Genomic DNA, 24751 nt, shown 5'->3' with positions numbered 1-24751 from the left:
CCTGCCGGACAAAGAACCGGAAGTGGTGGGCTATAAGGGCTGGACCCGGATGCACTGCGATATGGATGCGGGGAAATAATATGAAAGGTGTAATCAGGCTAAACGATCCGCTGGAAAATGGCGGATATGTTAATAAAGCTTCTGGTAGCAAGTTTATGGGAATTGCTGTCGCCTTAATGGGGGATACTGTGGTTTGTATTCTGCACAAAGGTACCTTCCCAATACTTGATTTTGAGCCAACCTGGACAATGGATGGCAAAGGCGTCGTTGTGGATGGTTGTAGGGCCGCATGTGGTTGTGCAATTAAAACCACACTGCCAACAGCGGGGACAAGCAAATGAGGAAATGGAAGATACCAAACAAGAATCCCTATGAAGAACCAGAAAAATTCCCGCTGAATATTATGCTGATCATTAGCTGTGCTATCTTTCTGTTTTTTATAACATACAATATATTCAACTGGTTGCAGGACAAGAAAGTTCCTGATGATCTGATATGGAATGCAATAGGTATCCCATCGCTAATAGTGTTGGCAATCTGGTGTGTGATGGTAATCACTTACGGTGTTATATCTTTTCCATGTTACTATGCGGGTTATCTTGAGCAGTATGGTATGAATCAGTGGAAAAACTGGGCAATACGGGCATTGCCTCTTTTAGACTATTCATCCATTCTGCCGGTACCTGAACTGGCATTAAAAATTCAGAAACTAGAGGGGGAAGCGCCAGCAGGTTCTGCAACGCCGTTACGCATTGATATTGAAGTTGACTCAATGGATGACACCAGAGTTGATAAAGTGCTAAGGCAATTGATAGAGCCCCTCAAATATTCTCTTGTCAGGGATTATCGGCCTTTTAATACCTGGCTGTACGTTAAGGGAGCGGATGACACTATCGGCAGTAGTTTCAAGGCGGTGCTGGCAAGCCTGAGCGTCCCCAACGATAAAGTCGGAAAAATTAATATCCTTCACGAGTGCCCTGATTATTTCTTAATTAATGACTGGGTTGATTTAAATATTTCTGAAAATAACCTGGTTATTGCAGTTGAACTGCAAGATGAAAATAATTTTGACTTTTTTGAAAGTGCTAATGCTTTTATTTTTACCAATACACAACTGCTTAAAGATAAAGACACACCTTTATATTTATTGCGCATGATGGACAGTACCCCTTACTATCTTGATGAAATAGTAAGTACATATCTTTCTGCACAGCAAGTTGATGTGAGTAAAATTAAAAAACTATGGTTCAACTCACTGGATAAGCAGTCAAAGTTCGTATTATTTAGTGGGATAGAAAACGCAAAAACGAGCATTTTGGCCGATAGCCGATATGAACTGGAGGCCGTCACTGGGCAAAGCACAGAGGTTCAGCGCTGGGTTGTATTGGCATTGGCTGCGGATGCTGCAAAATATGGGCAAGGACATCAGTTATTCGCCAGTACATCCGCAAATGCTATTCAATCCGGCATAATAGCGGCTAAATATCCAGGATCTTATCCGGCACTTGATAAGCTGGATTTCCATGATTATTGGAGAGTCATAAAATTGTGCGCAATTATTTTATGGTGTATGGGATTTGTAAGTCTCGTACCACTGGAACTGTTCCAAAGTCACCCCTGGTATACGTTTACACCTTTGGTTATTGGTATTCTGGTTATTTACACGGCGGTTATGATTTTTTCTTTTATACTGAGTAATAATATAGAGGAGAAAATGGATATTTATTACTCTCAGTTTTTATGAGGTAAGCGCCCTGACGGGCGCTCTTGCTTCTTTGACTCTTTTTGTGGCAGGAGCCTTAGTCGGTTCAGGATTTATTTCACTGTCCAACCCTTATAACTGCCGACGTTGTTTTTATCGATCATCGTCACCGGGATCAGCACGGGTTCTTTCGGGGCGGGTTTCCCCTGCAATATGTCATAGCCGATTTCGACCGCTTTAGCAGCCATCACCTGCGGATCTTGTGCCGGAGTCGCCACAAATAGTGAGTTTTCGCGCTTCAGCGCTTCTTCACCGTCTGGGGATCCATCTACGCCGACAATAAAGAATTCGCTACGCTGCGCCTGTTTTGCCGCCAGATCGGCACCGATCGCAGTCGGATCGTTAATGGCGAATACGCCGTCGATCTTCGGATTCGCCGCCAGCAACGCGGTCATGATCTCCAGCCCGCCTTCGCGACTGCCTTTGGCGTTTTGGTTATGCGACAGCACCTTGATGTCCGGGTGGCGTTTGAACTCGGTTTGGCAACCTTCCACGCGGTTCTGGACGGCGGAAACCGGCGGCCCGTTGATGATGACGACGTTGCCTTTGCCTTTCAGGCGGTCGGTAATGTATTTACAGGCCATTTCACCCGCCTGGGTGTTATCGGAGGTGATGGTCGCGTCTGCGCCTTCCGCCGCCACGTCAACGGCCACCACCACAATCCCGGCGTCTTTCGCGCGTTTTACCGCCGGGCCGATGCCTTTAGAGTCGGCGGCGTTAAGGATAATCATGTCGACTTTGGCGGCAATAAAGTTGTCGATTTGCGACACCTGTTGCCCCAGATCGTAGCCGCTGGACACCAGCGTCACTTTAACGCTATCCCCCGCCAGTTTGCGTGCTTCCAGCTCCGCGCCTTTGGTTATTTGCACGAAGAACGGGTTGGCCAGATCGCCCACCGTAACGCCGATCGATTTCAGTTCTTTTGCCTGCACAAACGGAGCTGCAGCAAGCAGTACGCCAGCACAGAGCGCGGTCACTAATGGCTTCAAACGCATACTCGTTTCCTCACGTAGGGTATTGTTGTTATAGGCCGGATAAGGCGATTGCGGCGCCATCCGGCAAGTTTGTCTATGCACTTTGATGGTGTCGGGTACGGTATTTGTCGATCAGCACCGCTATGATGATCACCGCCCCTTTGATCACCAGTTGCCAGAAATAGGAGACGCCCATCAGCGTCATGCCGTTATTGAGTGTGGCAATGATCAACGCCCCCACCAGCGTGCCGGTAATGGTGCCGATCCCGCCAACAAAACTGGTGCCGCCAAGGATCACCGCCGCGATGGCGTCCAGTTCGTAACCCATGCCTAAGTTGCCGTTGGCGCTGTACAGCCGCGAGGCGCTCATCACCCCGCCAAGACCTGAAAGCAAACCGCTCATGCCGTAGACGAACAGCAGCACCAGCCACACTTTGATCCCGGTTAAGCGTGCGGCCTGCATGTTGCCGCCGACCGCGTAGATATGAACGCCGAGCGTGGTACGGCGCAGAATGAACCAGCACACCACCACCACCGCCAGCGCAATCACCACCAGCCATGGGATCGGCCCGAGATAGTTGTTACCAATCCACTCAAAGCTGATGTTGGAGTTAATCACCGTCGTGCCATCGGCCAGCAGGTAGGCCGCGCCGCGTAACGCCGTATACGTTCCAAGCGTGACGATAAACGGCGGTAGTCCGGCAAAAGCGACCAGCGCGCCGTTAAACACCCCCAGCACCAGGCCGAGCATCAGCGCCGCCGGAATTGACAGCATGGCAAGCTCAGGAATCAGAGAAACGACCATGGCTGCGACGGCGGTGGTGCCGAGAATCGAGCCAACCGAGAGGTCGATCCCGCCGGTCAAAATAATGAAGGTCATGCCAGCCGCCAGCACGATGTTGATCGACGCCTGACGGGTTATATTCAGCAGGTTGCTTTCGGTAAAAAAGTTGGGCGCGATAAAGCCAAAGACCGCCACAATCAGGATGAGAATCGGTAAGATGCCGACCGTTTGCATCAGATCGCTCATCAGCATTCTTTTCGCGGAGGCGGATTTCGCCACCTGCTGGGGAGGGGTTGGATTATTCATGGGGCACCGCCTGATGGTGGGAGTCGTTCACGCCGGTAGCCAGCGTCATAATATTTTCCTGGGTAATACTTTGCCCGTTCAGCTCGCCGGCAATGCTGCCTTCGCGCATGACGTACACGCGATCGCTCATGCCGACGACTTCCGGCAGTTCGCTGGAGATCATCAGGATCGCCACCCCTTTGCGCGCCATATCGTTCATGATCCGGTAGATCTCGCTTTTGGCGCCGACATCCACGCCGCGCGTGGGTTCATCGAGGATCAAAATACGTGGGCCGATCGCGACCCAGCGCGAAATCAGCAGTTTTTGCTGATTACCGCCGGACAGCCCGCCTGCGCGTACCTGCGCGTGCGGCACGCGGATGTTGAGCAATTTGATGGCGTCATCGGAAATAGCCTGCGCCTTTTTGCGATCGAGCATGCCCCAGTTGGCATCACGCTCCAGCGTCGCCATGGTGATGTTTTCTGCCGCTGCCAGCTCTAAAAACAGTCCCTGCTCTTTGCGGTTTTCCGTCAGAAAGCCAATGCCGTGGTCAATCGCCTCACGCGGGGAGTGGATCACCACCGGCTCACCGTCTACTTCAATCATGCCGCCGATGGCTTTACGCACGCCAAAAATCAACTGAGCCAGTTCAGAACGTCCCGCGCCGACTAGTCCGGCCAGGCCGACGATCTCCCCGGAGCGCACCAGCAAGCTGCACGGCTGGACTTTATGGCCGTCGGTCAGGTGGTGGACGTTGAGGCGCGCTTTCCCTAAGGGAATATCGCGTTCTTTGTTGAACAGATCGCTTAGCGGACGGCCCACCATCATGCGCACCAGCTCCGCGGCGTTGAGCTTGTCGCGGGTCAGGCTGCCAACATATTGCCCGTCGCGCAGGACGCTGACGCGATCCGAGAGTTCATACACTTCCGCCATGCGATGGCTGATGTAAATAATCGCCATCCCTTCATCGCGCAGGCGCATGATCAGTTCAAAGAGGCGGTGGGTTTCACGTGAGGAGAGGGCGGCGGTGGGTTCATCCATCACCAGAATGCGGCTGTTACGGTGCAGGGCGCGGGCAATTTCCACCTGTTGCTGTTCGGCGATAGTCAATGTCATCACACGGTCGCTGGCCTTAAACTGGGCACCGAGTCGGTCGATGACTTTCTGCGACTGCATCACCATCTCTTTACGCTGGACCAGACCGCCGCGCGACAGCTCGCTGCCAAGAAAGATATTTTCCGCTACCGTCAGGTTGGGCGCGAGCTGCATCTCCTGGTAAATCAGCGTGATGCCCGCGCTGAGCGCATCTTTTGGCCCACGAATGTGGAACGGCTGACCGTCAATCAGGATCTCACCACTGGTGGCAGTATAGGCACCCGCGAGGATCTTCATCAGGGTGCTTTTCCCCGCGCCATTCTCACCCATCAGGGCATGAATCTCACCCGGCCAGACCGTTAAATCGACCCCTTTTAGCGCGTAAAATTTGCCAAACGCTTTGGCAATGTTGCGCATCTCCAGAACCGGTGTCCTGCTCATGGCGGATCTCCTGTGGGGTGGCCGATATCAGCAGTCCATCACAGGAATGTAAATGCAAAATGTCAGAAGCCGTTCATATTTGTCATATTGCGATTTTTCTTCACGGAGCGTGATATGCCGCAACCGGGACGTCACTTTTTCGCCAGTGCGCGCGGACGATTGCTGTTCTTCAATCTGCTGGTCGTCGCGGTTACGCTGATGGTGAGCGGCGTGGCGGTGCTGGGGTTTCAGCACGCCAGTCAGATCCAGGAGCAGGTGCAGCAGCAAACCGTTGATGACATGACCAGCAGCATGAACCTGGCGCGGGATACGGCGAACGTGGCGACGGCGGCGGTGCGGCTGTCGCAGGTGGTTGGCGCGCTGGAATACAAAGGTGAAGCGGAGCGGCTGCAGGAGACGCAACGGGCGCTGAAGGATTCGCTGGAACAGTTGGCTAATGCGCCGCTGGCTCAGCAGGAGCCGGTGCTGGTTGAGCGTATTATCCAGCGTAGTCAGGAGCTACAAAGCAGCGTGGAAGGTATGCTGCAGCGCGGGCAACTACGACACCTGGAACGTAACGCGTTGCTCAGTTCACTGTATCAGAATCAAAGTTATTTACGTCATCTGCAAAAGCTCACCGGCGCGCAGGATGACGTGCTGCTGGGACAAATAGACCGATTAATTATCGCCGCCATTGAAACACCCACGCCGCGTTCGGTGGTGAAACAACTGAATGGCGTGATGCCTGCGCTGCCTTTGCAAGCCAATAATCCGCTGATTAGCCACATCCTCAACGACTTCAACCAGGAACTGCATAAGCTGGAGCCACTCTCTTCCGCGCTGGAACAAAGCGATTTGGCGATCAACTGGTATATGTTTCATATCAAAGCGCTGGTGGCGATCCTCAACAGCGATATCAACCAGTATGCCTCGCAGGTGGCGCTGATCTCCGAGCAGCGGGTGGCGCAAAGCCATCAGGAATTGCAATCTGGCGCGTTGTTTATTTTGGCGTTTGCGCTGCTGGCGGTGGTGATCACTGGATTTGCCGGGTGGTATATCTACCGTAACCTCGGTTCCAACCTGACGGCCATTTCACGGGCGATGACCCGGCTGGCGCACGGTGAATCGGACGTCAGCGTACCGGCCCTGCAGCGTCGCGATGAGCTGGGTGAGCTGGCCCGCGCCTTTAGCGTCTTTGCCCGTAATACAGCGTCGCTGGAGCACACCACCCGATTGCTAAAAGAAAAAACCAGCCAGATGGAAATCGACCGCACCGAGCGCCAGGGGCTGGAGGAAGCGCTATTGCATAGCCAAAAGCTGAAGGCGGTGGGGCAACTGACGGGCGGATTAGCGCATGATTTCAATAACCTGCTGGCGGTGATTATTGGCAGCCTGGATCTGGTGAACCCAGACTCGCCCGATGCGCCGCGGGTCAATCGGGCGCTTAAAGCCGCCGAGCGCGGGGCGCTGCTTACCCAGCGGCTGCTGGCCTTTTCGCGCAAACAGTCGTTGCACCCTCATGCGGTGGAGCTGAAAACGCTGCTGGAAAACCTGGGCGAACTGATGCGCCACTCTCTTCCGGCCACGTTGACGCTGGAGATTGAAGCCCAGTCTCCCGCCTGGCCCGCGTGGATTGACGTCAGCCAACTGGAAAACGCCATTATCAATCTGGTGATGAACGCCCGTGACGCCATGGACGGGCAGGCGGGCACGATTAAAATCCGTACCTGGAACCAGCGGGTCACGCGCAGCGATGGGCGTAAGCAGGATATGGTGATGCTGGAGGTCGCCGACCAGGGCTGCGGGATGTCGCAGGAGGTGAAAGCTCAGGTCTTCGAACCGTTTTTCACCACTAAACAGACCGGTAGCGGCAGCGGGCTGGGGCTATCGATGGTCTACGGTTTTGTGCGCCAGTCCGGTGGCCGGGTGGAGATTGAAAGCGCGCCCGGACAGGGAACGACGGTCAGATTGCAGCTTCCTCGCGCCGTTGTGCCGGTGCAGGCTCAGGCAGAACCGGTGGCGGTACATGCGGCGAGCAGCGATGAAAAACTGGTGCTGGTACTTGAAGATGAAGCCGATGTGCGCCAGACGTTATGTGAGCAGTTACACCTGCTGGGCTATCTGACGTTAGAGGCCGCCAACGGCGAACAGGCGATGCATATGCTAGCGGCTTCATCCGAGATTGATATTTTTATCAGCGATTTAATGTTGCCGGGGGGGTTAAGCGGCGTGGATGTGGTTAATCATGCGCTGGCACATTATCCGCAACTGAACATCCTGCTGATTAGCGGTCAGGATTTACGTCCGGCGCATAACCCGGCGCTGCCGGATGTGGCATTACTGCGTAAACCTTTTACCCGAGGAGAACTGGCGCAGGCGCTGCGGCATTCGCGTAATTGAGATTCCTCCGCTACCCGCGAAAATACGCTTTGATTACCGTGGAGCGAGTTTCTCGATGAGGCTGGTTTTATGCAACGCTCCACGACATTCTTACTTTTCACTCTGCTGATGATGACCACCGTTTCGGCGCAGGCGGATATTATCGATGACGCCATCGGCAATATTCAGCAGGCGATTAACGACGCATACAAACCGGACAACGGGCGGGATTATGACGACTCTCGTGATGAAAGCTGGCAGCGTCAGATGAGTGACGATCGTCGCAGACAATATGATGACCGCCGCCGCCAGTTTGAAGACCGACGCCGTCAACTGGATGACCGCCAGCGCCAGCTCGATCAGGAACGGCGTCAGTTAGAAGACGAAGAACGCAGAATGGAAGAAGATTACGATCGTTAGCTATAACGCTTTAAATATATGAGTATTTTGTCTCCCAGGCAGGGATTCACCTGTCAGCTAAATATTTCGCCATTTTATGTCAAGAAATGCACTTGAGCACAGTGCGTGTGTGCGTTACAATCTCTCTATGCTTATGGAAGAGGAGCTGGCAATGGAATGTCTAAATCATTAAACATCAGAAGTTTTCGGGATACATGGCTTGAAGATTTTTTTGAGCGGGCGACATCGCACAGAAAAATACCTGCGGATATTCATACTGCATTAGCCAGAAAGCTGGATATTATTAATGCGGCTGTTTCGCATCGGGATTTGCGCTCGCCACCCGGTAACAGATATGAAGAGTTAACCGGAAAGTTGCAGGAATATTCTTCAATTAGAGTAAACAAGCAGTACCGATTAATATTCAAATGGATTAACGGTAAGGCCGAAGATGTGTACTTAGATCCACACATCTACTAGAACTAGAGAAAATCTAAGGTAAAGATATGAAACAGGCAACCAGAAAACCAACTACTGTGGGTGATATCCTGCAATATGAATACCTGGAGCCGCTCGAGCTGAAAATTAACGATCTGGCTGAAATACTGCATGTTCATCGCAATACGGTGAGCGCACTGGTCAACAATAATCGCAAATTAACAACGGATATGGCGTTTCGTTTGGCCAAAGCGTTCGATACCTCCGTTGATTTCTGGCGTAACTTACAGTCGGCGGTTGACCTGTGGGAAGTTGAAAATGACATGCGGGCGCAAGAAGAACTGAACCGCATTGTTTCGGTTAAAGATTTTATCGCTCAGCGAAATGGCGAGTCTAAAAAAGTCGCCTGACTGTCAGCTTGTAGGCCGGATAAGATGTTTTCATCGCATCCGGCTAATTTCCTTACTCCAGCACAACCTCCATTCCGTCATATCCGGCTTCAAACCCTACTGGTAGCGGATTTTCCATCAGCCACAGATCAAACTGATGGCTGATATGCGTCAGGATCACCCGTGGGCAGCGGATAACCTCGTTTAAGGCGATAACGGTATTTACATCGCTGTGATTGCGCGGCGGTTCGGCGCGCGGGGCGTGGCTGCAGTCGATGATAATCACCTGAGGCTGGTTATTGTGGAGAAACTTTAGCGTCTTATCGGGAAGCCCGGCGGTATCGGAGAGCCACGCCACGCGGCTGTGCGCGGACTCCAGCAGATAGCCAAACGTCAACTTTGAATGGTTGAGCGGCAGCGGCGTGACCTGCAATCCTTGCAGGTCAAACACCACAAATGGCGCAACGGTATGGCTAAAATCGATGATGCCGGGATGCTTAAACAGATCGTCGCAACCCTGATCATCCGGCGGTCCGTACACCGGGATAGTTGCCCCCACGCCCCAGCGCAGCGGAAATAGCCCCTGCACGTGATCCATATGATAGTGGGTCAGCAGAAACTGCTGGAAGCTGCCCGCTGGCCAGTCGTCCATCAGATGTGGGATCCCCGCGTCCAGCAATGTCACCGCATTGTTGAATTTGACCACCCCGCTACAAGGGCGTCGACGGTATTGCACCTGTAAGCGTGCTCGTTGGCAGGCCGCACAATCGCAGCCAAATGTCGGCACCAACTGCGCGCCGCCCGTTCCCGTCAGCGTAATGGTCAGACTCATGGCTCCCCCTACACCGGTTTGGTGAAGCGAAAATGGCTCATGGTATAACCTTCGCGCTGGTAAAAACGATGCGCGTCAAGGCGTTGGGTGCTGGTGGAAAGCTCGGTGACTTCTGCGCCCGCTTCGCGCGCGGCGGCTTCGGCCCAGGCCAGTAACTGGCTGCCGACCCTTAACCCTCGCGCCTGCGGCATCACCACCAGTTCCTGGATTTCGCCAATCCAGTTAGCGTGGTGCAGATGAAACTGTAGGTGCAGACCGATCAAGCCGACGACCTGTCCGTCGATTAACGCCAGCTGGTAGTGCATATTGGGATCTTGCAGATTTGCGGCGTAACCAGCGCTAAAAGCCTGCAGGTCAAATTGACCCTGCTTCAATTCGCAGATCAGCGCGTAAACCGCATCGGTATCGTAGAGCGTGGCGCGGCGTAATTCACAGACAGACATGTTTCTTCTCCTTGCGTCCCATCAGTCCGAGCAGTGTATCGACAGACTGTAGCAAACTACCATCGTTATTCAGGACGTGGCAGTCATACGGCGCGTAGCGCGCCGCACGTTCAAGGCGGGCAGCGATTTCCGTTTCGCTCTCCCGCCCACGCGCCTGCAGGCGCTGGCGGAGAATTGCCGGAGAAACCTGTAAGCAAATGGGAAGCAAAGAAGCGCCATAACGGGCCTGCGCCTGGGGCAGATGTGCGCGCGAGCCGTTGACCACCACATCAAAGCCGGCGTGCAGCCAGAGGTCTATCTCTACGCCGACGCCGTAGTAGAAGCCGTTCGCGTGCCAGCTCAGCGCCAGCAGATTCTGCCCGGCGCGGATAAAAAATTCATGTTCACTCAGCGCGATATGGTTTTCATTCCCGGCGCTGGCAGCGCGGGTGATGTAACGGTGCGCCACCAGCAGTTGTGTCGGTTCCTGCTGGCGCAGTTCTGCCAGCAGACTGTCCTTACCGGAGCCGGAGGGCCCCATCAGCCAGATCAGTTTACCCATAGTCAGAATACCCTTTTTCCCTTACGCCAGACGTGGTCGATATGGATGTTGCCGCCTTTGCGGTGCGCCAGCACCAGATCCGCGCGTTTGCCTTCGGCAACAACGCCACGATCGTCGAGATTTAATGCCCGCGCCGGATTGCGGGTCACCAGGCGAATCGCCTGCGGGAGCGTAAAGCCGTTGGCGTTATCGTCCGCCACGCGAAATGCCGCATCGAGCAGGCTGGCGGGGTAGTAGTCGGAGGAGAGAATATCCAGCAGACCCAGCTCAGCCAGCTTATGGGCCGCCACGTTACCGGAGTGAGAGCCGCCGCGCACGATGTTGGGTGCGCCCATCAGTACGTTCATTCCATGCTGGCGTGAGGCTTCAGCCGCCGCGAAAGTGGTGGGAAATTCGGCGATCACGCTGCCAAGCTGGTGCGATTCCAGCACATGTTCGCTGGTGGCATCGTCATGGCTCGCCAGCGCAATCTGGCGCTCACGGCACATCTGGGCAATCGCCGTGCGGTTGGGCTGTGACCAACGCGCAGCCAGGGCTAATTGTTCTTCTTCATAGCGGGCCATCTGCTCGTCGGTGAGTGAATACTTGCCCTGATAATACTCGCGGTACTTCTCGCGATTGGCGAACTGACGCTGGCCTGGCGAGTGATCCATCAGCGATACCAGCGTCACCGGCTCGCGGCTGACCAGTTTTTCAAACAGCGGCAGGGTAGTGTGATGCGGCAGTTCGCAGCGCAAATGCAGGCGGTGCTCGGCGCGATTGACCCCGCGCTTCTGCGTCTCTTCCACCGCATTAATCATCTTCTCCAGATTTTCCAGACGGTCGCCGCCGTCGCGCACATCGCCAATCGCCACCGCGTCCAGCACAGTGGTAATGCCGCTGGCCACCATTAGCGCGTCGTGGCTGCTCATCGCCGAATGCGCAGGCCAGTCTACCTTCGGGCGCGGGGTGAAGAATTTGTCGAGATTGTCAGTATGCAGTTCGATAAGCCCTGGCAGCAGCCAGCCGCCTTCGCCGTCCAGCGCCTGCGGCAGCTGGCTTTGACTTTCGGCAAAGGCGCGGATCGTTCCGCCTTCAATTTCCAGCGATCCTTGCACCACTTCATCTTCCAGTACCAGCTTTACGTTATTGATAATCATGCTGTTGTTCCCATCAGATGCAGACGATCCGCTACGCGGTCGCGCACGGTTTGATCGTGAAAAATGCCGACAATTGCTGCGCCGCGGGCTTTCGCTTCTTCAATTAATGCGACGACGGCGGCGCTATTTTTGGCGTCCAGCGAGGCGGTAGGCTCATCGAGTAGCAGAATTGGGTAATCAACGATAAACCCGCGGGCGATGTTGACGCGCTGCTGTTCACCACCGGAAAAGGTCGAAGGCGCCAGGTGCCACAGCCGCTCCGGCACGTTCAGACGGGTAAGCAGGTTAGCTGCTTTGGCTGCACACTCTTCACGGGATACGCCGAGATCCAGCAGCGGCTGCATCACCACATCCAGCGCGGAAATCCTCGGGATCACGCGCAGGAACTGGCTCACCCAGCCGATGGTTGAACGACGAACTTCCAGCACTTTACGCGCCGGAGCCTGCACCAGATCGACCCATTCATCGTTGTGGCGGATGTGGATGTGGCCTTCATCAGGCAGATAGTTGGCGTACAGCGAACGCAGCAACGTGGATTTGCCGCTGCCCGAGTGACCGTGCAGCACCACGCATTCGCCGTTTTTAACGTCCAGCGTGGCGTTTTGCAGCACCGGCAGACGCACGCCGTTTTGCTGATGCAGGACAAAGGTTTTACTGACATTTTCAACGCGGATCGCGTTCATTTTTAGCCTCTTTAAGCGTTTTTTCGTTTGATTGCCTGATGGCGCTTCGCTTATCAGGCCTACAACCAATGCCGCCATCCGGCACAAGCGATGCCGCTCCGTAGGCCGGATAAGGCGCAGCCGCCATCGGGCACAACAAAAAATCAGTTCTGCAAAACCGACGACACCAGCAACTGGGTATACGGATGATGCGGGTCGTCGAGCACGCGGTCGGTTAACCCACTTTCCACCACCTGACCCTGCTTCATCACCAGCAAACGGTCGGCCAGCAGGCGCGCCACGCCCAGATCGTGGGTGACAATCACTACCGCCAGATCCAGTTCCACCACCAGGCCGCGCAGCAGGTCCAGCAGTTTGGCCTGTACGGAAACGTCCAGCCCGCCGGTGGGTTCGTCCATAAACACCAGTTTGGGGTGGGTGACGAGGTTACGGGCGATCTGCAGGCGCTGCTGCATGCCGCCGGAAAAGGTGGTGGGCAGATCGTCGATACGCGAGGCAGGGATCTCTACCTCCTCCAGCCAACGCTGCGCGGTGGCGCGGATGTCGCCGTAGTGGCGCGCGCCGGTGGCCATCAGACGTTCGCCGATATTGCCGCCTGCGGAGACCTGACGGCGCAGGCCATCCAGCGGATGCTGGTGCACCACGCCCCACTCGGTGCGCAGCAGACGGCGGCGGTCGGCCTCGTTCATGCCGTACAGCGAACGGTTCTGATACAAAATCTCACCGTTCTGCGGCGTCAGCCGTGATGAGATTGATTTCAGCAACGTGGTTTTGCCGGAACCGGACTCGCCGACGATACCCAGCACTTCGCCAGGCCACAGGTCAAAAGAGACATCGCTGAAGCCCTTGCCCGGCGCGTAGAGATGGGTCAGGTTGTTGACTGAAAGCAGCGGTTGCGTCATTGGCTGAGGGCCTCGCTCTGTTGGCGGCAGTGGTCGGTGTCGGAGCAGACAAACATGCGTTTGCCGGTGTCATCGAGCACCACTTCATCGAGATAGCTGTGGGTTGAGCCACAAATGGCGCAAGGCTCATCCCAGCTCTGCACGGTAAACGGGTGATCGTCGAAATCGAGACTTTCTACGCGGGTGTAAGGTGGAACGGCATAGATGCGCTTTTCGCGGCCTGCGCCAAACAGTTGCAGGGCCGGCATCATGTCCATCTTCGGATTGTCGAATTTTGGGATGGGCGACGGGTCCATGACGTAGCGGTCATTTACTTTCACCGGATAGGCGTAAGTGGTGGCGATATGGCCGAAGCGGGCGATATCTTCATACAGTTTCACCTGCATGATGCCGTACTCTTCCAGCGCGTGCATGGTGCGGGTTTCCGTTTCGCGCGGTTCGATAAAGCGCAGCGGCTCAGGGATCGGTACCTGGAAGATAATGATTTGATCTTCCACCAGCGGCGTTTCCGGGATGCGGTGGCGGGTCTGGATCAAGGTCGCGTCTTCCGTACGCTCGGTGGTATTCACCCCGGTTACGCGTTTGAAGAAATTGCGAATCGACACGGCGTTGGTGGTGTCATCCGCGCCCTGGTCAATCACCTTCAATACGTCCGGCTCGCCAATCACGCTGGCGGTGAGCTGGATGCCGCCGGTTCCCCAACCGTAAGGCATCGGCATTTCACGTCCGCCAAACGGCACCTGGTAACCGGGGATGGCCACCGCTTTCAGAATGGCGCGGCGGATCATGCGCTTGGTCTGCTCATCAAGATACGCAAAGTTGTAGCCGGAGAGGTTAGTGGTCACGAGGGGCCTCCTGTTGCAGGCGTTTGAGCAGTTCCAGCTCAGCCTGGAAATCGACGTAATGGGGAAGTTTGAGGTGCGAAACAAAACCCGCCGCCTCGACGTTATCCGCATGCGCCAGCACGAACTCTTCGTCCTGCGCCGGTCCCGTGACCGTTTCATCGTATTCGGCTGCCTGTAGAGCGCGGTCCACCAACGCCATCGCCATTGCTTTACGTTCGCTCATGCCGAACACCAGCCCGTAGCCGCGGGTAAAATGGGGAGATTCGTTTTCTGGTGCGACAAACCCGTTGACCATTTCACATTCGGTCATCAGCAGTTCGCCGACGTTCACCGCAAATCCCAGCTCTTCCGGGACTGTTTCCAGTGCCACATAGCCGCTACGGATTTCGGCGGCAAACGGGTGATTGCGCCCGTAGCCGCGCTGGGTGGAGTAGGCCAACGCCAGAAGATAGCCTTCGTCGCCGCGCATCAGCTGTTGCAGGCGTGAAGCACGTGAACAGGGGTAAACTGGTGGTGTGCGGGTGACGTCGTCGGGCGTGGCGCCATCATCCTCTTCACGCTTTGCCAGTCCCTGGTTGGCCAGCAGGGAAAAGACGTGCGGGGAGGCATCCTGTGCGCCGTCTGCGCTGCGCAGAGGCGGCGTTTCGCCATTAGCCAGCAGAGTAAAATCCAGCAGGCGATGGGTGTAGTCATAGGTCGGTCCCAACAGCTGTCCGCCGGGAATATCCTTATAGACCGCCGAGATTCGGCGCTCAAGGCGCATTTCTGCACTGTTAAGCGGCTCGCTGACCGCCACCTTTGCCAGCGTAGTGCGGTAGGCGCGGAGCAAAAAGATGGCTTCGACGTTATCGCCGCTGGCCTGCTTCAGCGCCAGCGCCGCCAGTTCGCGATCGGCGATGCCGCCTTCGGTCATCACCCGGTCGACGGCCAGATTCATCTGCTGTTCGATTTGCGCTACGCTCAGTTCAGCAATGGTCTCATCGCCCCGGCGTCGGTTTTCCTGCAGGGCGTGGGCGTTGGCTATCGCCTTTTCGCCCCCTTTGACGGCGACGTACATCAGCACACCTCCACATGGGTGGTTCGCGGAATAGCCAGCAGGCGTTCGCCGCAGGTGAGGATCAAATCAACCCCCAGCGGGAACGGATGCGGGCGTTCGGTGAGTTCGTGAATCAGGCATTCCGGCAACTGTGGCGCGATCATGCGCTCTTCGGCGATGCCCGCGCCGGTCAGACGCAGCATACGTCCGCCGCTTAAGCCTGCGACCTGCACAATGAGCGTGGCGCTGGTCTCTGGCGCGACGGCGGAACCGGCGGAGAGGACGTTAAGCTGTTCACTGCTGATGTGTTCATCGGCGACGGCAAAGGCCGCCAGCTGCGGCTGATCCACCAGCGGCGCGTTGGTATGAAAACGTAGGTTCTGCCGGGCGATATCGTTATCCATCGACGGCGCCAGCCAGACCGGCGTGTCGCCGTCGACCAGGGCCAGCAGCACGCTGGTGGTTGCCAGGCCCAGCGGCTGCCAGCCGTGTTTCAGTTGATGCAGGGCGACGATTACGCCCGGTTCGCTCATGGCCTTCAGCAGGCGACGAAAGCTCTGCTGAGCATCCTGAACGGGTAAATTAAAAGCGGTTTGTAAGGTCATGCGTTATCTCCGCGTACCAGCGTGAAGAAGTCGACCCGACTGGCGTTGACTTCGGCACGGCGTGCGCGAATCAGCGCATCGCGTTCCGCTTCCAGCGGGGCAATTAAGGTTTCCATTAAGTTCTGGAAATGCGTTTGTTCCTGCAGCAGCGCGTCAATCACCGCGCACTGCTCGGCATGTTGTTTGTTGCGCCCCAGCAGGTAGCTGTAACCCAGCGTGCCGCTTTTCAGGCGGACAACTGCGCGGGTAAGCGTGGTGTCACCGGCAAAGAAGCGGTTGCCGGTACCCCCCATACGGGCCTGGATCTGCATCAGTCCGCTTTCCGGTGCGCGAATAAGTTCATAGTCCGGCGTCAGTTTGAGCGCGTTGATGCGGGCGTTCAGGGCATCGGCATTGCTGTAAGCCAGCGCGCGCATCCAGCGCTGGCGGGTGGCGGTATCGAAATGCATTCAGTGCTCCATAGTGAATTCGATCATGTCGGCGCGGGTCAGGCTGACGGAGTATTCCGCCGCGTGTTCTTCGCCTTCACGGTGGTTCAGGGTGCGCACGCACAGCAGCGGCGCCATATTGGGGATTTCCAGCACCTTGCTCTCTTTGGCCTGCGCGCGGCGGGCGCTGATGCGCGTTTGCGTACGCAGCAGCGTCAGGCCGGACTGTTCGCGCAGGTAGTCGTGCAGCGAACCGCTGTTAAAGCCCTGCAGCAGCGGCCACAGCGTGAGGTCGGAAAAATAGTGGTCGATCTGGCACAGCGCGATCCCGTTAACCCGGCGCAGGGTGCGCAGGTGAATCACGTTATCGCCCTCGTTAATGCTGAGCGCGTCGGCAATGTGGCTGGAGGCCGGGCGCAGCACCGCCAGCAGTTTTTCGCTGGTGGGGTGGCTGCCCTGGTCCAGCAGGTTCTGACTAAAGCGCGCCTGGGCATTCAGCGGGTAATCGAATGGGCGCATCAGCACCAGCACGCCGACGCCCTGGCGACGTTGTACCCAACCGCGCTCAACCAACTGGTCAATGGCGCGGCGCAGGGTGTGGCGGTTTACCTCGTAGCGCGCGGCAAGCTGATGTTCGGCGGGCAGATAGTCACCGCAGCGATAATGTTGACGAAGCTCCTGCTCAAGTCTCGCGGCAATTTCCTGATAACGCGTTGGATAACTGGTCGGATGTGTAGACAAGTGCATAGCAATCAATGCCTCGCTAATCAGATAAAGTGCTTACGCAAACGCTGGGAAAGGAAATCCAACAGGCTGACGGTGACGATGATTAACACCATCAGGGCGCAGGTTTGCTGGAACTGAAAACCGCGAATCGCTTCCCATAAGGTCACGCCAATACCGCCTGCGCCCACCATCCCGACTACCGTGGCCGAGCGAACGTTGGATTCAAAGCGATACAGCGAATAGGAAATAAGCAGCGGCATGACCTGTGGCAGAACGCCATACAGAATTTCTTCAATTTTATTGGCCCCGGTGGCGCGAATGCCTTCTACCGGACCTGGCTCAATGGCTTCTACCGCTTCGGAAAGCAGCTTGGAAAGCACCCCGGTGGTGTGGATAAACAGCGCCATCACCCCGGCGAATGGACCTAAACCGACGGCGACCACGAACAGCATGGCGAAGACCATTTCATTGATGGCGCGACAGGCATCCATCAGGCGACGCATCGGCTGGTAAATCCACCACGGCACGAGGTTATCGGCGCACATCAGGCCGAAGGGAATCGATAGCACCACGGCGAGGGCAGTACCCCAGACGGCAATTTGCAGGGTAACGGCCATTTCACCGAGATAGTCCTGCCACTGGCTGAAGTCTGGCGGGAAGAAGTCGGCGGCGAAGGTCGCCATATTGCCGGAATCCTGGATCAGCGTGAGCGGAGCCATTTCGGCACCTTTCCACGAGACCACCAGTACGGCGAGAAGAATGGCCCAGCTCAGCAACGAGAACCAGCTACGTTTGGGCGGGGCGACGGTGATGGTTTGCATGTTTAGCTCCGTTGGCACGTGTGTTTGCGTTGTAGGCCGGATAAGACGCTTTTGCGTCGCCATCCGGCATTCACGCCTTTGCCGGATGGCGCTTCGCTTATCCGGCCTACAATCCGGTCTACAATCCGGTCTACAAATCACTGCACCGCTTTGCTGACGCTGGTCATGGCGCCCAGTGCGGCGGTCAGACGGTCAAGGTCGTCGAGCTGCGCTTTCAGCGCCGAGGTTTTGCTGGTTTTCTCTTCCTCGTTCAGCCCTTTGTTATCCTTCACGCCCTGCATCTCTTTAAACAGCGCCAGTTGGCGAATCGGCACCAGTTGTAAGTCGCTGGAGGCGCGGAACGGTGCCCATCCCAGGCGTTCCAGTACGGTTTTCTGTTCCGGCGTTTTGCCGTAATTCATAAAGAAGTCGTACACCTTGTCCTTGGTGGTTTCGGAAAGGTTTTTACGCCAGACGATCGGATCGCCCGGGATCAGCGGTGACTTCCAGATAACCTTCAGCTCTTTCAGCTTGTCCGGCGCGGAAGTTTTCAGCTTGTCGAGGTTTTCGGTGTTGTTAGTGGCGACATCGACCTGTTTGTTGGCGACGGCCAGGGCGTTGGTTTCATGTCCGGCATTGACGGTGCGTTTGAAGTCGCTGGCGGAGATGTTATTTTTCGCGAAGACGTAGTAACCGGGGACGAGGTAGCCTGAAGTGGAGTTAGGATCGCCGTTGCCGAAGGTCAGATCCTTACGTTTGGCGATCAGATCGTTCAGATTGTTGATCGGACTGTCTTTGTTAACGATCAACACGCTCCAGTAACCCGGGGATCCATCGGCGGCGACGGTCTGGGCAAACACTTGTCCGTTAGCGCGATCCACCGCTTCCATTGCCGAGAGGTTACCGTACCAGGCGATATCAACTTTGTTAAAGCGCATTCCCTGGATGATCCCGGCGTAGTCCGGGGCGAAGAAGGCGTTTACTTTCACGCCCAGCGATTTTTCCATGTCCTTCAGGAACGGTTCCCACTGTGGCTTCAGGTTTTGCTGTGATTCGGTCGAAATAATGCCAAAGTTCAGCGCTTTCTCTTGTTCTTCGGCATGCGCCGGGCTTAACAAGGTGCTGATGCTGAACATGCTGGTAAACGCCAGCGCGGCAACGGCCTTGTAATTCATGTTTATTCCTCAGTTCGGGCAAAGTTAAGCAGCCTGTGCGTTCTGTTCGACGCGGTTCATGCTGCGGTAGAGATGGTCAAAACGATCGTTATCAAAATGCTGGCTGCTGCCGTCAAAGAAGACGTTGCCCTGGCGCAGCGCGACGATGCGTTCGCAGTAGCGCAGGGCGTAATCTACCTGATGCAGCGTGACGACCACGGTGATGCCGTCGGTCTGGTTAATATCGCGCAGGGTATCCATCACGATGCGCGCGGATTCGGGGTCCAGCGAGGCTATCGGCTCGTCGGCCAGGATCACTTTGGCCTGCTGCATCAGCGCGCGGGCAATGGCGACGCGCTGCTGTTGCCCGCCCGAAAGCGTGGAAACGCGCTGGTATGCAAAGTGCGCCATGCCAACGCGGGTTAGCGCCTGTAATGCGCGCTGCTTCTGTTCCTGGCTAAACCAGCTAAAACAGGTGCGCCAGAACGGCGTGCTGCCGAGTGCGCCAATCAGGACGTTCTCCAGTACCGTCAGGCGGTTCACCAGATTGAACTGCTGGAAGATGTAGCCGGTGTGGGCGCGGCTTTTGCGGATATCCCGCGCCAGGCGGCCTTCACGTTGAACGGTGCGACCCAGCAACTCGACGTGGCTACCAGGCGATTTATCACCGGTGATCAAACCGCTTAAATGACGTAAAAGGGTGGATTTGCCAGAGCCAGACGGTCCAAGCAGAGCCACCATCTCACCGGAACAGATGTTCAGATCAACCGCATTGAGCGCCTGATGTTGATTGAAGGATTTGGAGAGTTTTTCGACGCGAATAATCGTTTGCATGATGCGGCCTCCCTAAAAAAGTGGCCCCATCGTGGCGGATCAATGTGACGTTTTCGTTAAGGGATGGTTACTCGGCGATGAAGAGTTAAGCGATTTTTGATGACAGTACGGGAGGGCGGGCCTCCCGTTGGATTACTCAGTAGGTTGCTGTTGTTTGACGACGTTGATCATCCACGGCACGCCATACTGGTCGCTCACTTTACCGAAACCGTGGGCCCAGAAGGTTTCCTGCCAGTCCATTTCGATTTTTCCGTTTGCTGCCAGGTTATCAAACCAGCGTTTGCCTTCGTCGACGTTTTGCGTGTCGAGCACCAGCGTAAAGCCAGAGTAGTGAGCATTTCCGTCGGGGGCGCTATCGCTCATCATGATGTCGCTGCCTGCCACGCGCAGATTGGCATGAGCAATGGCGGTATCGGGGAATTTCATTCCGGAAGGGCAACCCTCTTCGTTGTCCTGCGCGGATTTGGGCATTTCACCGAAGTTGATTTTGTAGAGCAGCTCTGCGCCTAACGTTTTTTGGTAGTAAGCGATAGCGTCAGCGCAGTTGCCTGCAAAGGAGATATAGGGACTTAACGGCATAATTTTTACCTCAGGTAAAAGAAGCCAGTTAAGTGTAGTTATTGTCTGCACAAATAAACCAGGCGGGAAGTATTAGCTTCCCGCCTGGCAGATGAGCTGGCGCAGCCTGATGAGCGTAGCGCCATCAGGCAATTTGCATCAGTTCTTTTTCACAAACTCAGATTTCAGCTTCATTGGGCCAAAGCCATCGATTTTGCAATCGATGTTATGGTCGCCTTCAACCAGACGAATGTTTTTTACTTTGGTACCGATCTTCAGCATGGAAGAGCTACCTTTTACCTTCAGGTCTTTCACTACGGTAACGCTGTCGCCGTCAGCCAGCAGGTTGCCGTTGGCATCTTTAACGATCAGTTCGTCGCTGTCCTGTGCCGGTTCAGCATCGTTCCATTCGTGAGCGCATTCCGGGCAGATGAACATGCCGTTATCTTCGTAAGTGTATTCGGAGTTGCATTGCGGGCAGTGTGGTAATGACATGTGGATTTCCTCAAAAGTCAGCAGGGGCAAATGCGCCCAAAAAATGGCAGATTGCCGAAAAAGGCCGCAATTATACATAAAATCCCTGCATTTGTCGGGACTACTGCGCGATTAGGCAAAATGATCTGCTGTAAAGACCCTCTGCTTTCACCCCAATGAAAGTATGGCGGAATATTTTTTAAGGGAAATTGCTACGCTTAGTTATTTAAGATAAGGTGAGGCGAAATATCTGATATTCATAGGTAACAATGCCTACGGATGCCTAAGTCATTGTGATTGAATATCACCAACCCCCTTAATTTTAGTAGGGGGATTAAACTGGCATTTTTTAAAACTGAACTACGCTGTTTATCTTTCTTACTTATTAGATAAGTGAGAGGCATCAGGCCAACGGTTATACGCCAAATTTATTTTAATAATATCAATTGGTTGTTTTGATTTTAATTATTTCTACACGTAATTATAAAAGCCAAAAAATCTATAAATAAAACGATTGGGCTAAATAAAAGCAATGCCATTTGCGTTAAGGAAAAATTTTCCATGCACACACAGACAATATATGAATTAAGTCAGGAAGCGGAACGCTTGCTGATGCTCTCACTTGAACATCTCAGGCAATTGCAAAAATTGCCCATGACGTCGTTGGATGATGTCGCGCTAAAACAAGGAGAGCATAGCCGACAGGTTGTTCAACCCATGCATTTCAGCACGCGTGGCATGGATGTCCAGCAAGCAACGCTCAATAATGAACTGCGTAAGATTACGCGCCTGGAAATGGTGCTGGCGATTGTCGGTACCATGAAAGCGGGAAAATCGACGACGATTAATGCGATTGTGGGGACAGAAGTTTTACCTAATCGTAATCGCCCCATGACGGCGTTACCGACGCTAATTCGCCATACGCCGGGGCAGAAAGAGCCGGTACTGCATTTTTCACATGTCGCACCGATTGATGCCTTAATGAAAGTTTTACAGCAGCGCGTGCGCGAGTGCGATCGCCAGCGTCTTACGCAGACCCTGGAAATCGATAAGGATATGAATGTCCTGCTGCAGCATATTGAAAACGGCGTGGCATTTGAACGGTATTATCTTGGCGCACAGCCTATTTTCCATTGCCTTAAAAGCCTGAATGACCTGGTGCGTTTGTCAAAAGCGCTGGAGGTCGATTTTCCTTTTGCCGCCTATGCCGCGATTGAGCATATTCCGGTTATCGAGGTTGAGTTTGTCCATTTGGCCGGACAGGCGAGCTATCCGGGGCAATTAACATTGCTGGATACGCCAGGGCCGAATGAGGCCGGGCAACCGCACTTACAAAAGATGCTGAATGAACAGTTGGCGCGGGCCTCTGCGGTGCTGGCGGTGATGGATTACACCCAACTGAAGTCGATTTCCGATGAAGAAGTGCGTCAGGCGATTATGGCGGTTGGTAAGTCAGTGCCGTTATACGCGCTGGTGAACAAGTTCGATCAAAAAGACCGTAATAGTGATGATGAAGAGCAGGTGCGGGCGTTAATTTCCGGCACGCTGATGCAAGGCGGCATTGCCCCGGAGCGAATCTATCCAGTTTCCTCGATGTGGGGGTATCTGGCGAACAGGGCGCGTCATGAACTGACGACCCGCGGGCGGCTGCCGGATCATCAGGTGCAACGCTGGGTACAGGACTTTGCCGAGGCGGCCCTTGGCAGACGCTGGCGCACCACCGATCTTGAGGATACGGAGCACATCCGCCATGCCGCCGATCTGTTGTGGGAGGATTCGCTGTTTGAGCAGCCGATTCAGAAAGTGATTCATGCCGCTTACGCCAATGCTTCACTGTATGCGCTACGCTCAGCGTCGCATAAGTTATTGAATTATGCGCAAAGCGCGCACGAATATCTGGAGTTTCGCTCCCACGGATTAACGGTTGCCTATGAAAAATTGCGGCTGAACATCACGCATATTGAAGAGGATATGCAACAGTTAGAAGTGAGTCAGGGGCGGGTCAGCGATGAAGTCAGCCATGAGGTCGAGTTGGCGCTGGAGGCTGCTGCGGGCTATCTCAATGATCAACAGACTGAGATTCTGTGCGGCATCAACACGTTCTTTGTCAAAGAAAACGTCCTGATGATGTCACAACATGGCCTGGGGGCTGGCGTCTCCTCGGCAGAAATGGTCGGAGAAATGCTGGTGCTGCACGATGAAGGCCAGGCGAAAATCGTGCTGGATAAAATGCGTTCGTCCTGTGAAGTGGTCTTGCTGGCGGCGCAGGAAAGCATCAGCCGGGACTTAGCCCTGCGCTTTGAACAGCTTGAGTCGACACTGTCCCGGGCGCTTAATGATGCCATGCGCCCTATTGAACAGCGGGTGAAAGAGGAACTGAATCACGCGGGTTTTCGGGCGCGGATCCGTTTTCCGGCGTTTCATGCGGCGATGTTTAACTTCAACACCCGCCAGTTGTTTAACGAGGCCATTGAACAGGATATTCCGGCGGAGAATACGCCGTCTCCTGGCGGCGTGGTGCGTGATACCTTCTCGCGTTGGCTGAATCAACCCAACTGGGGATGGAATGATTACGTTGAAACGAAAACGCGTTATCTCATTGATATGGGCGCACTGCATAATAACCTTGTGCATTACGTCACCCAGTTTTGCCAACAAATTCGTAAAGCTTTAGCCGCTCAGGTCGATATTTCCGTTACGGCAGGCATGGCCACGTTTTTTGCTGATTTTTCACAGTGTTTGACGCAATTACAGGCGAGCCTGCGTGAGAGTCTGACCGTGCGCCAGCAAAATGAATCTGCGGTGAATGCCTTGAATGAACAGTTGCAGCATCGCATTACGACTGCGGCATGGCTTTATGAAGATTCCCGCTTGCTGCGCGACGATATCAATACCCTTTTTGCAACCGAGCACACATGACTAACGTGTTACTGGAAGGCCCCGGGCGGACGCTGGAGTGTGTCTACCCGAAGTTTATGGTCGATCTGGTTCAGGGAGATGAAACCAAACGTTCCGGCGGTTTTCTGCAACAGCAGCAGCGCCTGCGTGCGCGCCTGACGCAGGAAGTATTATCCCAAACGCAACTGCGTGCGTGGGTGATGGCGGGAGTGTCCAGCGAGCATCTTGTGATGCGTCTCAAGCTGGTAGAGAAGCTGGCGGGCATGATCGACCCGGGTCATCTGGCGCTGGTGCGCATTGCCGAAGGGCTGAGGTTTTTACAACAAACCGAACAGCCTCGCGGGCTGCCCACGCCCGGCCTGATGCAGCAGGTGAGTGCGCTCACCGACTGGTTTACCCAGCGCGGTGCTTATAAAGAGAAAGCGCTGACGCAACGCGGTCTGACGGTGCAAGCTGGCGAACACAGCGAGCAAATCTTTACCCGTTGGCGGGCTGGCGCGTATGACGGCTGGTCGTTGCCTGGACGCTGTTTTGTTGCGCTGGAGGAGTTACGCTGGGGAGCCTTCGGTGACGCCTGCCGGTTAGCGAATGCCGATGTGGTGTCAATGCTAAAAGACAACCTGAGAACCATGGCTGCGCAGGCGCTGGCGGACAGCGTGAATGCGGCACCCGCCACGCGTCATTACTATCATCATTGGCTCAGCACGCCAGTTGTCGGCGGCTCGGGCGAGCACAACGATATGTTAAGCTGGCTGGGGGACTGGTGCGATGCGCAGCGTCATCCGGTGAGCTGGTCGGTGACGCAGCGTTGGCAAAATGTAGCGTTGGGAATGCCGCGATTGTGTTCGGCTAAACGGCTGGTTGATGCGATGGTTGAGGAGATTTTTGCACCGTCCCCGCTCATCAATTGAGCAGGAACGGTGAGTG

Annotated in this window: 27 protein-coding genes and 1 pseudogene; 9 read left to right on the top strand and 19 right to left on the bottom strand. The window is 55.1% G+C overall.

The annotated features are described in order from the left end of the window. The 3 genes and pseudogenes from OGV94_RS25225 to OGV94_RS12800 form a co-directional block, all read left to right on the top strand. Nucleotides 1-79 (top strand): annotated as a pseudogene (locus OGV94_RS25225) (T6SS immunity protein Tli3 family protein); the annotation flags it as partial. 1 nt (nt 80) lies between these two features. Continuing rightward, a complete protein-coding gene (locus OGV94_RS12805) occupies nt 81-341 on the top strand; it encodes a PAAR domain-containing protein (RefSeq protein WP_043018109.1) in 261 nt (86 codons plus the stop codon). Then, nucleotides 338-1744, top strand: a complete 1407-nt coding sequence (locus OGV94_RS12800) for a KPHS_23130 family T6SS system protein (protein ID WP_087051816.1) — start codon at nt 338-340, stop codon at nt 1742-1744. The genes OGV94_RS12805 and OGV94_RS12800 overlap by 4 nt, the downstream gene beginning before the upstream one ends. Before the next feature lie 71 nt (nt 1745-1815). On the opposite strand, the gene OGV94_RS12795 is transcribed toward OGV94_RS12800, so the two are convergent. The 3 genes from OGV94_RS12795 to OGV94_RS12785 form a co-directional block, all read right to left on the bottom strand. Then, nucleotides 1816-2757, bottom strand: coding sequence for an ABC transporter substrate-binding protein (locus OGV94_RS12795; RefSeq protein ID WP_286523502.1), 942 nt, complete (start codon nt 2755-2757; stop codon nt 1816-1818). Between the two features lie 73 nt (nt 2758-2830). Continuing rightward, nucleotides 2831-3826 (bottom strand): ABC transporter permease subunit, encoded by a 996-nt coding sequence (locus tag OGV94_RS12790; RefSeq protein ID WP_043018111.1) that lies wholly within the window; start codon nt 3824-3826, stop codon nt 2831-2833. Then, nucleotides 3819-5342 (bottom strand): sugar ABC transporter ATP-binding protein, encoded by a 1524-nt coding sequence (locus OGV94_RS12785; protein WP_075145337.1) that lies wholly within the window; start codon nt 5340-5342, stop codon nt 3819-3821. The genes OGV94_RS12790 and OGV94_RS12785 overlap by 8 nt, the downstream gene beginning before the upstream one ends. Nucleotides 5343-5456: 114 nt before the next feature. On the opposite strand from OGV94_RS12785, the gene OGV94_RS12780 reads away from it, so the two are divergent. The 4 genes from OGV94_RS12780 to OGV94_RS12765 all read left to right on the top strand — a co-directional run bounded on the left by OGV94_RS12780 (nt 5457) and on the right by OGV94_RS12765 (nt 8947). Next, nucleotides 5457-7721, top strand: coding sequence for a hybrid sensor histidine kinase/response regulator (locus tag OGV94_RS12780; RefSeq protein ID WP_221922849.1), 2265 nt, complete (start codon nt 5457-5459; stop codon nt 7719-7721). Between the two features lie 69 nt (nt 7722-7790). Next, on the top strand, nt 7791-8120 hold the full coding sequence (gene yjdP / locus OGV94_RS12775; RefSeq protein ID WP_172862577.1) for a DDRRRQL repeat protein YjdP: 330 nt from the start codon (nt 7791-7793) through the stop codon (nt 8118-8120). 156 nt (nt 8121-8276) lie between these two features. Next, entirely contained in the window at nt 8277-8579 is a 303-nt protein-coding gene (locus OGV94_RS12770; protein ID WP_075145335.1) for a type II toxin-antitoxin system RelE/ParE family toxin, read from the top strand. A gap of 26 nt (nt 8580-8605) precedes the next feature. After that, nucleotides 8606-8947 (top strand): HigA family addiction module antitoxin, encoded by a 342-nt coding sequence (locus OGV94_RS12765; RefSeq protein ID WP_043018115.1) that lies wholly within the window; start codon nt 8606-8608, stop codon nt 8945-8947. 52 nt (nt 8948-8999) lie between these two features. On the opposite strand, the gene phnP is transcribed toward OGV94_RS12765, so the two are convergent. The 16 genes from phnP to OGV94_RS12685 all read right to left on the bottom strand — a co-directional run bounded on the left by phnP (nt 9000) and on the right by OGV94_RS12685 (nt 20947). Then, nucleotides 9000-9758 carry a phosphonate metabolism protein PhnP gene (phnP, locus tag OGV94_RS12760; protein ID WP_286523499.1) on the bottom strand — a complete coding sequence of 253 codons (759 nt, stop codon included), beginning with the start codon at nt 9756-9758 and terminating at the stop codon, nt 9000-9002. Between the two features lie 8 nt (nt 9759-9766). After that, complete coding sequence (gene phnO, locus OGV94_RS12755) at nt 9767-10201, bottom strand: aminoalkylphosphonate N-acetyltransferase (protein WP_043018117.1); 435 nt, start codon at nt 10199-10201, stop codon at nt 9767-9769. Beyond that, complete coding sequence (phnN, locus tag OGV94_RS12750; protein ID WP_221922848.1) at nt 10188-10742, bottom strand: ribose 1,5-bisphosphokinase; 555 nt, start codon at nt 10740-10742, stop codon at nt 10188-10190. Before phnN ends, phnO begins: the two co-directional genes overlap by 14 nt. A gap of 2 nt (nt 10743-10744) precedes the next feature. After that, the gene (gene phnM / locus OGV94_RS12745) at nt 10745-11881 is read right to left on the bottom strand and encodes an alpha-D-ribose 1-methylphosphonate 5-triphosphate diphosphatase (RefSeq protein WP_213733652.1); all 1137 of its coding nucleotides are present in this window, start codon (nt 11879-11881) and stop codon (nt 10745-10747) included. After that, nucleotides 11878-12564: a phosphonate C-P lyase system protein PhnL gene (gene phnL, locus OGV94_RS12740; protein ID WP_043018513.1), complete on the bottom strand. Its 687-nt coding sequence runs from the start codon at nt 12562-12564 to the stop codon at nt 11878-11880. The genes phnM and phnL overlap by 4 nt, the downstream gene beginning before the upstream one ends. A gap of 143 nt (nt 12565-12707) precedes the next feature. After that, complete coding sequence (phnK, locus tag OGV94_RS12735) at nt 12708-13466, bottom strand: phosphonate C-P lyase system protein PhnK (protein WP_003826710.1); 759 nt, start codon at nt 13464-13466, stop codon at nt 12708-12710. Next, nucleotides 13463-14254 (bottom strand): alpha-D-ribose 1-methylphosphonate 5-phosphate C-P-lyase PhnJ, encoded by a 792-nt coding sequence (gene phnJ / locus OGV94_RS12730; RefSeq protein ID WP_260683104.1) that lies wholly within the window; start codon nt 14252-14254, stop codon nt 13463-13465. Before phnJ ends, phnK begins: the two co-directional genes overlap by 4 nt. Nucleotides 14255-14300: 46 nt before the next feature. Next, a complete protein-coding gene (locus OGV94_RS12725) occupies nt 14301-15368 on the bottom strand; it encodes a carbon-phosphorus lyase complex subunit (protein ID WP_047406909.1) in 1068 nt (355 codons plus the stop codon). Continuing rightward, complete coding sequence (gene phnH / locus OGV94_RS12720) at nt 15368-15952, bottom strand: phosphonate C-P lyase system protein PhnH (protein ID WP_087052797.1); 585 nt, start codon at nt 15950-15952, stop codon at nt 15368-15370. Before phnH ends, OGV94_RS12725 begins: the two co-directional genes overlap by 1 nt. Beyond that, the gene (gene phnG / locus OGV94_RS12715; protein ID WP_087052796.1) at nt 15949-16401 is read right to left on the bottom strand and encodes a phosphonate C-P lyase system protein PhnG; all 453 of its coding nucleotides are present in this window, start codon (nt 16399-16401) and stop codon (nt 15949-15951) included. Before phnG ends, phnH begins: the two co-directional genes overlap by 4 nt. Beyond that, on the bottom strand, nt 16402-17127 hold the full coding sequence (gene phnF / locus OGV94_RS12710; protein ID WP_043018123.1) for a phosphonate metabolism transcriptional regulator PhnF: 726 nt from the start codon (nt 17125-17127) through the stop codon (nt 16402-16404). Nucleotides 17128-17147: 20 nt separating this feature from the next. Next, entirely contained in the window at nt 17148-17927 is a 780-nt protein-coding gene (gene phnE / locus OGV94_RS12705; protein WP_016155398.1) for a phosphonate ABC transporter, permease protein PhnE, read from the bottom strand. 137 nt (nt 17928-18064) lie between these two features. Next, the gene (gene phnD, locus OGV94_RS12700) at nt 18065-19081 is read right to left on the bottom strand and encodes a phosphonate ABC transporter substrate-binding protein (protein WP_080625840.1); all 1017 of its coding nucleotides are present in this window, start codon (nt 19079-19081) and stop codon (nt 18065-18067) included. 24 nt (nt 19082-19105) lie between these two features. Continuing rightward, a complete protein-coding gene (gene phnC / locus OGV94_RS12695; RefSeq protein WP_043018125.1) occupies nt 19106-19894 on the bottom strand; it encodes a phosphonate ABC transporter ATP-binding protein in 789 nt (262 codons plus the stop codon). A gap of 132 nt (nt 19895-20026) precedes the next feature. Then, on the bottom strand, nt 20027-20473 hold the full coding sequence (yjdN, locus tag OGV94_RS12690) for a VOC family metalloprotein YjdN (protein ID WP_043018126.1): 447 nt from the start codon (nt 20471-20473) through the stop codon (nt 20027-20029). Between the two features lie 138 nt (nt 20474-20611). After that, nucleotides 20612-20947, bottom strand: coding sequence for a zinc ribbon domain-containing protein YjdM (locus tag OGV94_RS12685; RefSeq protein WP_003031835.1), 336 nt, complete (start codon nt 20945-20947; stop codon nt 20612-20614). 540 nt (nt 20948-21487) lie between these two features. On the opposite strand from OGV94_RS12685, the gene crfC reads away from it, so the two are divergent. Further along, nucleotides 21488-23845: a clamp-binding protein CrfC gene (gene crfC / locus OGV94_RS12680; RefSeq protein WP_075145329.1), complete on the top strand. Its 2358-nt coding sequence runs from the start codon at nt 21488-21490 to the stop codon at nt 23843-23845. Beyond that, nucleotides 23842-24735, top strand: coding sequence for a diguanylate cyclase regulator RdcB family protein (locus tag OGV94_RS12675; protein WP_047406891.1), 894 nt, complete (start codon nt 23842-23844; stop codon nt 24733-24735). The genes crfC and OGV94_RS12675 overlap by 4 nt, the downstream gene beginning before the upstream one ends. The last annotated feature ends 16 nt before the right edge of the window (nt 24736-24751 follow it).

Origin of the sequence: Citrobacter sp. Ce006 (assembly GCF_030336535.1) — a bacterium.
GTDB classification, from domain to species: Bacteria; Pseudomonadota; Gammaproteobacteria; order Enterobacterales; family Enterobacteriaceae; genus Citrobacter; species Citrobacter europaeus.
Note: the sequence above shows the minus strand (reverse complement) of the source record. Positions and strands in the feature narration are given on the sequence as shown.